This window comes from Roseicyclus amphidinii, from assembly GCF_030163755.1.
Lineage (GTDB): Bacteria > Pseudomonadota > Alphaproteobacteria > Rhodobacterales > Rhodobacteraceae > Roseicyclus > Roseicyclus amphidinii.
Map to the genome: position 1 here is coordinate 73854 of NZ_JASJOE010000010.1, position 7863 is coordinate 81716.

A 7863-nucleotide genomic window follows, 5' to 3' on the forward strand; every position below is an offset into this window, starting at 1 on the left:
TCGGTCCCTGTGTCTTGTCGTGGCACGTTCGCCAAGGACATAGGTCCGCCGAGGCGATTCCCCAACAGGCGCCCTTGCACAGTCACCCTGCTCAGGTCAGCCTGACTGCAAAGGGCGGGGGAAAACATGCAGCACCATGACCGGATCATCCTTGCCGCCGAGGCCGCGGGCGAGGTTCTCGTCTGTGACGAGGGGCTGAGCTTCTGGGGCGGGGTCGACCCCGACACGGGCCGTGTGATCGACGCGCATCATCCCGCCCATGCCCAGGGCCTTGCGGGCCGTGTCGTGCTGATGCCCACCAGCCGCGGGTCATGCTCGGGGAGCGGGGTCTTGTTGCAACTGGCCCTTTCGGGCCTTGCCCCCGCCGCGCTGGTTTTCCGCGAGGCGGAAGAGATCCTGACGCTTGGCGCGCTGATCGCGGCGCGGATGTTCGACCGGCCGCTCGCGGTGCTGCATCTTTCGCCGGAGAGCTACGCGGCCCTCGCCAAGGAGCGGCGGGCGGAGATCACTGGCACTCGCCTGCGCGCGGGCGCGCTCGACATCGCCCTGTCTCCGGTGACGCCCGGCGATCTCGGCTTGGATGCGGGCGACCGCGCGCGGCTTTCGGGCAGCGAGGGCCGCGCCGTGCAACTGGCGCAGGAGGTGCTGGGCACCATGGCCGCCGTGCAGGGGGCTGCGCGGCTGATCGACGTGAGCCGTGGGCATATCGACGGCTGCATCCTTGCCCATGACGCCAACCTGATCTTTGCCGAAGCCATGGCCGGGATGGGCGCGCGGGTGGCGATCCCCACCACGATCAACGCCATCTCGGTCGACCGGCAGGGCTGGCAGGGCCGGGGCGTGCCGCCCCTCTTCGGGACCAAGGCGAGCCGGTTGGCGGATGCCTATGTCCGCATGGGCGCGGCACCCAGCTTCACCTGCGCGCCCTACCAGGGCGTCTCGGTGCCGGACCGGGGCGAGGTCATCGGCTGGTCGGAATCGAACGCCGTCATCTACGCCAATTCGGTGCTGGGGGCGCGGACGGCGAAGCATCCCGATTACCTCGATCTCTTCATCGCCATGACGGGCCGCGCGCCGGAAACGGGCGTCTATCTCGACGCCAACCGGGTGGCCGAGGTGGTGGTCGACGTGGACGCGCCCGAGGGGGCGGATGATGCGCTCTGGCCGCTTCTGGGCTGGCTTGCCGGTCTGCGCGCGCCCGACCGGGTGCCGCTGTTGCGGGGGGTGGCGGGGCTTGCGCCCCGGCCAGACGACCTGCGCGCGCTTTGCGCGGCGTTCGGGACGACCTCGGCCTCGGCGCTGCTGCATGTGGAGGGGGTGACGCCCGAGGACGACGTGCCGCCGAGGCCCGGCGCGCCCGTGCTGCGGATCACGCAAGCCGACATCGCGCGCGCCTGGGCCGAGTTCAACCAAGGGCCCGAGGCGGTGGAGCTTGTCGCCATCGGCAGCCCCCATGCCTCGCTGTCCGAGCTTCGCGCCTTCGACGCTGCGCTGGCGGGGCGGTCTTGCGCGCCCGGTGTGTCGGCCATTCTCACGGTCGGGCGGGACGTGCTGGAAGGGGCGCGGGCCGAGGGGCTGTTGGATCGGCTGGAGGCGGCGGGGGTGCAGGTCATCCCTGACCTGTGCTGGTGCTCGATCACCGAGCCGGTGTTCCCGCCCGCGGCGCGGACCCTGATGACGAATTCGGGCAAATACGCCCATTACGCCCCCGGCCTGAGCGCGCGGGCGGTGCGGTTCGGCAGTATCGCCGCCTGCGCGCAAGCGGCGATGACGGGCCGCGCAGAGACCGCGCCGCCCGCCTGGTTGGCTTAACCCAAAGCTTCGTCGCAGCGCCCGCAGACGCCTGCGTGCGCGTGGCTCCCCACGTCGGGAAGGATCTTCCAGCAACGCTGGCATTTCTCGCCATCGGCCTTGTGGAAGACGACATAACGAGCCATCATATCACCGTCGATTTTCTCCGCACCTTCAGGGCGTCCACGTTTGATAGTGATGTCGGACGTAATGCAGATGTCGGCAAAGCTATCGCCGCCCAGATCGAAGAAGTCGACTTCTTCCAACATGGCTGCATCCCCTGCGAAGTAGACGATAGGTGCAGCTTCGAGACTGGAGCCGATTTTCTTCTCGTTCCGAACCAGTTCAAGCGCAGCAGTGACGTCTTTGCGCACCAATCGGATGTATCCCCATTTCGCCGCCAGCGCCTCGTCGCGCCAGCTGGCCGGCGTTTCCGGGAAATCCTGCAGATGGACGCTCGACGCCTCGCCCGGATGCCGTTCCAGCCAGACCTCTTCCATGGTGAAGACCAGAACCGGCGCAAGCCAGATGGTCAGTCGGTCAAACAGCATCTCCAGCACGGTGCGCGTAGCGCGGCGGCGGGGCGTGTCGCCGTCGCAGTAAAGCGCATCCTTGCGGATGTCGAAGTAGAAGGCCGACAGGTCCGTGGTGGCGAAGTTGAACAGCGCCTGGAACACCCCCTGGAAATCGTAGGCGGCGTAGCCCTTGCGCACGACCTCGTCCAGTTCCGACAGCCGGTGCAGCACCCAGCGTTCCAGCTCGGGCATGTCGGCCGGATCGATCCGGTCGGCCGCCGTGACGTCCGCGAGTGACCCCAGCATGAAGCGCATCGTGTTGCGCAACCGGCGGTAGCTGTCGGCCACGCCCTTCAGGATCTCGGGCCCGATGCGCAGGTCGACGGTGTAATCCGCCTGCGCCACCCAGAGCCGCAGGATATCGGCGCCGTATTGGTCGATGACCTCTTGCGGGGCGACGGTGTTGCCGATGGACTTGGACATCTTCATGCCCTTCTCGTCCAGCGTGAAGCCGTGGGTCAGAACCCCGCGATAGGGCGCGCGCCCGATGGTGCCGCAGGCCTGCAGCATCGAGGAATGGAACCACCCGCGGTGCTGGTCGGTGCCTTCGAGATACAGGTCGGCGATGCCGTCCTCGGACCCGTCCTCGCGGTCGCGCAGGACGAAGGCGTGGGTGGACCCAGAGTCGAACCACACGTCGAGAATGTCGAACACCTGTTCCCATTCCTCGGGGTCGTACTCGTTCCCGAGGAAGCGGGCCTTCGCGCCCGGTTTGTACCAGGCATCCGCGCCCTCGGCCTCGAAGGCCTCGAGGATGCGGGCGTTGACGGCGGGGTCGCGCAGCAGGAAATCGGGGTCGGTCGGTGCCGCGCCCTTTTTGACGAAGCAGGTCAGCGGCACGCCCCAGGCGCGTTGACGCGAGAGCACCCAGTCGGGCCGCGTTTCCATCATCGAGCGGAGTCGATTGCGCCCAGATTCCGGAGAGAATTTTACCAGCTTGTCGTCATTGATGCAGGTAAGGGCACGTTCCCGGATAGTCTTGCCATAGGTGTCGTCACCGCCGATCTCGCGGTCGATGGCCGCGAACCATTGCGGGCGGTTCAGGCGGATGACGGGGGCCTTGGAGCGCCAGCTGTGCGCGTCAGAGATCGTGATGCGGCGGCGCGCCAGAAGCTTGCCGGTCTCGATCAGCTTGTCGATGACGACCTTGTTGGCGTTGCCGGGCTTGCCGTTCTCCTTGATGATCCGCTCGCCGCCGAAGAAAGGCAGGTCGGCGCGGTAGCTCGAGTCGTCGAGGATGTTGTACGTCATCTCGAGCCCGTGCCTGCGCCCGATCTCGAAGTCGTCGTCACCGTGGCTGGGCGCGGTGTGGACAAAGCCCGTGCCCGCGTCGTCGGTGACGTGATCCCCCGCGAAGAGGGGCACGTCGTAATCCCATTCGCCCTGCGCCCCCTCGGCCCCGCGCAGCGGGTGGGCGCAGGTCAGCGCGGCCAGTTCGTCGGCGGTCACGTCGCGCAGGCGACGATACATCGACGGCTCCAGCCGCATCGCGCCAAGCGCCTCTTCGGCCAGCTTGTCGGCCAGAAGGTAGCGGTCGCCGATCCGCGCCCAGCATTCCGCGGGGCGGCCGGTGATCTCGTAGATGCCGTAGGAGATGTCGGGGCCGAAGCAGATGGCGCGGTTCTGCGGCAGGGTCCAGGGGGTTGTGGTCCAGATGATGACGTCATGATCCTTCAACGGTCCATCGGACGTGACCCTGAACGGCACCCAGACCGCATCCGTCTGGCGGTCGTGATACTCCACCTCCGCCTCGGCCAGCGCCGTTTTCTCGACCGGCGACCACATCACGGGCTTGGAGCCTTGATAGAGCGAGCCGTTCATCAGGAATTTCTGGAATTCCTCGGCGATCACGCGTTCGGCGTGGAAATCCATCGTGAGATACGGCTTGTCCCACGTGCCGGTGATGCCCAGCCGCTTGAACTCCTCGCGCTGGACGTCGATCCAGCCCTCGGCGAAGCGGCGGCATTCCTGCCGGAAATCGACGACGTCGATCTTGTCCTTGTCCTGCCCCTTGGCGCGGTAGGCTTCCTCGATCTTCCACTCGATCGGCAGGCCGTGGCAGTCCCAGCCGGGGATATAGCGCGCATCGCGGCCCGACATCTGCTGCGAGCGCACGACCATGTCCTTCAGGATCTTGTTCAGCGCGTGGCCGATATGCAGGTTGCCGTTCGCATAGGGGGGGCCGTCATGCAGCGTGAAGGGCGGGCGGCCCGCGGCCTTCTCGCGCAACCGGTCATAGACGCCGATCTTTTCCCAGCGGGCCAGCCAGTCGGGCTCGCGCTTGGGCAGGCCCGCGCGCATCGGGAACTCGGTCTTGGGAAGGTTCAGCGTGTCTTTATAGTCCACGTCGGGAGTGTCGGCGCACATGTCGGGCGCTCCTCATCTGTCGGGTCGTGTCGGGGAATACGAGCGGCGATGCGATATCTCAAGCACCTTGTCCCGGCGGCTCAGTGTCTCAGAGCGCCGGGCCGGTAATTCGAATGACGATGGCGAAACGATGCGTCATGCCCCGCGGTATAGGCCGCGCGGAAAGGGCCGTAAAGCTCAATGCGCGAAGAGCGTTCCGACCCCGTAGGCAACCGCCGCCGCCAACCCGCCGATCAGCAGCGTTTCCAGTCCCGAGCGCCACCACGCGGCCTCGGACCAGAGGCTTTTCGCAGCGCCGATGCCGAAGAACACGGCGAAGGTCATCCCGGCGGCGAGGTGAAAGGCATCGGGCAGCCCGAGGACGAAGGGGACAAGCGGAACCGACCCCGCCACGAGGAAGGCCCCGAAGGTGGCAAGGGCGGCGCGCATCGGGTGCGGCTCGACCGGGGCGAGGCCGTATTCGTCGGTCAGCATAAGCGCCACCGCCGCCTCTCGGTCGGCAGCGATCTGGTCGGTCGCGGCTTCGAGCACGTCACCCTTCAGGCCCTTGAGCCGCAGGATTTCCCGGATCTCGCGGCGTTCGCCCTCGGGGTCGTCGGCAAGGTGCCGCCGCTCCACGCGGGCCAGCCTGCGCGTGTCGTCACGCTCGGCCTTGGTGCCGGAATAGTTGCCGGCGGCCATGGAAAACCCGTCGGCCAGCAGGTTGGCGATGCCCAGCGCAAGGATCACGCCGGTCGACAGGCCAGCGCCCGCCACCCCCGCCACGATGGCGAAGGTCGTCACGGCACCGTCGATGCCGCCGTAGATCATGTCGCGCAGATAGCCGCGGCCCGAGGGCGCGCCGATCCGCCGCTCGACCTCTGCCTGGCTGTGACCGTGTTCGCTTGGCATGGCCCAAGGCTATGCCGGTCCTTGCGCGCGCCGCCTTGCGCTGGATCAACCCGCGGGCGGGGCGGGCGTTCCCACACGCGCCGCCGCCCGGCTGACGGCGCGTTCGCGGAACACGATGTAAAGCCCCGCGGCGATGGTCACGCCGATGCCCATGAGCGCAAGGCCGTTGGGAAACTCCGAGAAGATCAGCAAGCCCACCAGCGTCGCCATGGGGATTTCGAGGTATTGCATCGGGGCCAGCGTCGCCGAAGGCGCGAAGCGGAGCGACCATGTCATCAGGAGATGCCCCAGCGACCCCGTCACCCCGAGTGCCACGAGCAACAGAACGGCGGTGCTGTCTGTCGGTGCCGTCCAACCCGTAAGCGGCGGCTCGCCCCCGATGGCGGGCAGCAGAAGCAGCGGCACGAGGATCGGCAGGCCGATCAGGCCGGTCAGCCCTTGCAGGGCGATCGGGTCGATCTCCTTGGCGACCTGCCGGGTGACCAGCATGAAGAAGGCGAAGATCACCGCCACCCCGAGGGGCAACAGCGCGGGCCAGCCCACGGCGGCAAAGCTCGGCTGCATCACCATCAGCGTGCCCACGAAGCCCACGACACAGGCGCCAAGGCGGCGCGGCCCGACTTCCTCGTCGAGGACGAACTTGCCCAGCAGCAGCATGATGAAGGGCATCACGAAGGCGATGGCCACCGCATCGGCCAGCGGCAGGTAGCGCAGCGCGGTGAACATCATGCCGATGCCGCAGATCTGAAGGAGCGTCCGGATCGTGGCGAGCCGCACCACGCGCCCCGAGGGAAAGATCGCCGCCCCCCGCGCCAGTGCGAAGGGCAGAAGCAGCCCAGCCTGCGCGATGAAGCGCACGAGGATCAGCTGGAGCAGCGGAAACGCCTCGCCCAGCAGCTTGGCCAGCGCGTCGGAGAAGGGGATAAGCACGCAGAAGCCCAGCATCAGGACAATGCCGAGAAGCGGGCGGTCGGCGTGAGGTTGGGCGACGGCGGCGGTCATGCCCCCGTTCTGCCCCTCCCCGCGCCGAATGTCACGGGCTGCCCGCGCGCAGCGCGCGGACCTCGGCCAGCAGCGCCGAGGCGTCGGCATCCTCGATCCCCATCTCGGCCAGGTGGGCCACCGTGCTGGCAAGGTAGTCGTAGCTGGTGCCAAGGAACCCCTCGCCCGTCGCGGCATAGCGCACCTGCTCGGCGCGGGTGATGTCGGCCCGCATCAGCGGATCGTCATGATCGGCGACAAAGGTCAGCGCCCGTGCCGCCGCGCCGTCGATCACCACGGGCACCCTGCGCGCATGGTAGCCCGGCCCGATCATCTCGCGCCGGAACAGGATCTCGGTCTCGCGGTCCACGGTCTCGGCCGGGATGCGGAACACCAGCCCGTCGCAGCCCGCGCCTTCGTCCAGCGCCGCCATCAGGCCCGGAGTCTCCTGCGTGCCGCGCCCACCGTAGACATCGACAAGGATGAACCGTCGCGCGTGGTGCGGGGCGCGCGCGCGGCGCACCTCGGTGAACTCCAGCGCCGGATCCCACAGGAGCGAGCCATAGGCGAAGACCAGAAGGTCGCCGTCGTGACCGGCCAACGCTTCGGCGCGCAGGGCCTCGCGGGTGGCGTCCGGGTGGTAGGGAAAGCGATCCTCGATCCCGCGCTCGGCCATGATCGCGCGCACCTTGTCGACGGTGATGTCGCGGAAAAAGGACTCCGCCGCAGGCCTGATCTTGCCGCGCAGGCCGGGGTGATGGCGAAACGGGTCGCTCACATCGCCCCCCCGAACAGGCCCGTCAGCGCCCGGCGCACCAGCGCGGTGACCCCCGGCTTGCGCCCCGCGCCGAAGGGCAGGGGGCGGCAGACCTCCATCGCGGCCACGCCGACGCGCGCCGTCAACGCGCCGTTCACCACGCCCTCGCCGAAGCGGCGGCTGACCTTGGACAGGACCGAGCCGCCGGCCACCGACCCGATCAGGTCATCCCCGATGGCGACCGCCCCCGTCGCCACCAGATGCGTCAGCACCGCCCGTGTCAGCCGCCACGCCCCCAGCGCGCCGGACCGCCCGCCATAGATCTCGGCGATGCGCCGGATCATGCGGATATTCGCCGTCAGCGCCGCCACCACGTCGGCCAGCGCAAGCGGCACCAGCGCGGTGGCCGTCGCCACCTGCCGGGCCGCGGCCTCCACCTCGATCCGGGCGGCGGCGTCGAGCGGGGCCATCAGTTCGGCCTCGGCCAGCGCCACGAGGTCC

The 7863-nt window shown here is 68.4% G+C and carries 6 protein-coding genes; 1 reads left to right on the forward strand and 5 read right to left on the reverse strand.

Annotated features, from left to right (window positions below; all coding sequences use genetic code 11):
• Positions 1-126 precede the first annotated feature (126 nt).
• Positions 127-1812 carry a cis-3-hydroxy-L-proline dehydratase gene (gene lhpI, locus QQK83_RS05515; protein WP_284262422.1) on the forward strand — a complete coding sequence of 562 codons (1686 nt, stop codon included), beginning with the start codon at positions 127-129 and terminating at the stop codon, positions 1810-1812.
• On the opposite strand, the gene ileS is transcribed toward lhpI, so the two are convergent.
• From ileS to QQK83_RS05540, 5 genes are all read right to left on the reverse strand, one after another.
• Positions 1809-4733 (reverse strand): isoleucine--tRNA ligase, encoded by a 2925-nt coding sequence (ileS, locus tag QQK83_RS05520; RefSeq protein WP_284262423.1) that lies wholly within the window; start codon positions 4731-4733, stop codon positions 1809-1811. The two genes, lhpI and ileS, sit on opposite strands and share 4 nt — an antisense overlap.
• Before the next feature lie 177 nt (positions 4734-4910).
• Positions 4911-5624 (reverse strand): VIT1/CCC1 transporter family protein, encoded by a 714-nt coding sequence (locus tag QQK83_RS05525; RefSeq protein WP_284262424.1) that lies wholly within the window; start codon positions 5622-5624, stop codon positions 4911-4913.
• A 45-nt stretch (positions 5625-5669) separates the two neighbouring features.
• Positions 5670-6626 carry a DMT family transporter gene (locus tag QQK83_RS05530; RefSeq protein WP_284262425.1) on the reverse strand — a complete coding sequence of 319 codons (957 nt, stop codon included), beginning with the start codon at positions 6624-6626 and terminating at the stop codon, positions 5670-5672.
• Positions 6627-6657: 31 nt separating this feature from the next.
• Positions 6658-7383, reverse strand: coding sequence for a gamma-glutamylcyclotransferase (locus tag QQK83_RS05535; RefSeq protein ID WP_284262426.1), 726 nt, complete (start codon positions 7381-7383; stop codon positions 6658-6660).
• Positions 7380-7863 (reverse strand): YcjF family protein (locus tag QQK83_RS05540; RefSeq protein WP_284262428.1); only part of this gene is annotated, 484 nt, incomplete at its 5' end. The genes QQK83_RS05535 and QQK83_RS05540, both read right to left, overlap by 4 nt.

Bases quoted from the DNA above. Each gene is read 5' to 3' on its own strand.
- QQK83_RS05525 (WP_284262424.1), bottom strand. From the start codon at position 5,624: ATGCCAAGCGAACACGGTCACAGCCAGGCAGAGGTCGAGCGGCGGATC.
- ileS (WP_284262423.1), bottom strand. From the start codon at position 4,733: ATGTGCGCCGACACTCCCGACGTGGACTATAAAGACACGCTGAACCTT.
- QQK83_RS05530 (WP_284262425.1), bottom strand. From the start codon at position 6,626: ATGACCGCCGCCGTCGCCCAACCTCACGCCGACCGCCCGCTTCTCGGC.
- lhpI (WP_284262422.1), top strand. From the start codon at position 127: ATGCAGCACCATGACCGGATCATCCTTGCCGCCGAGGCCGCGGGCGAG.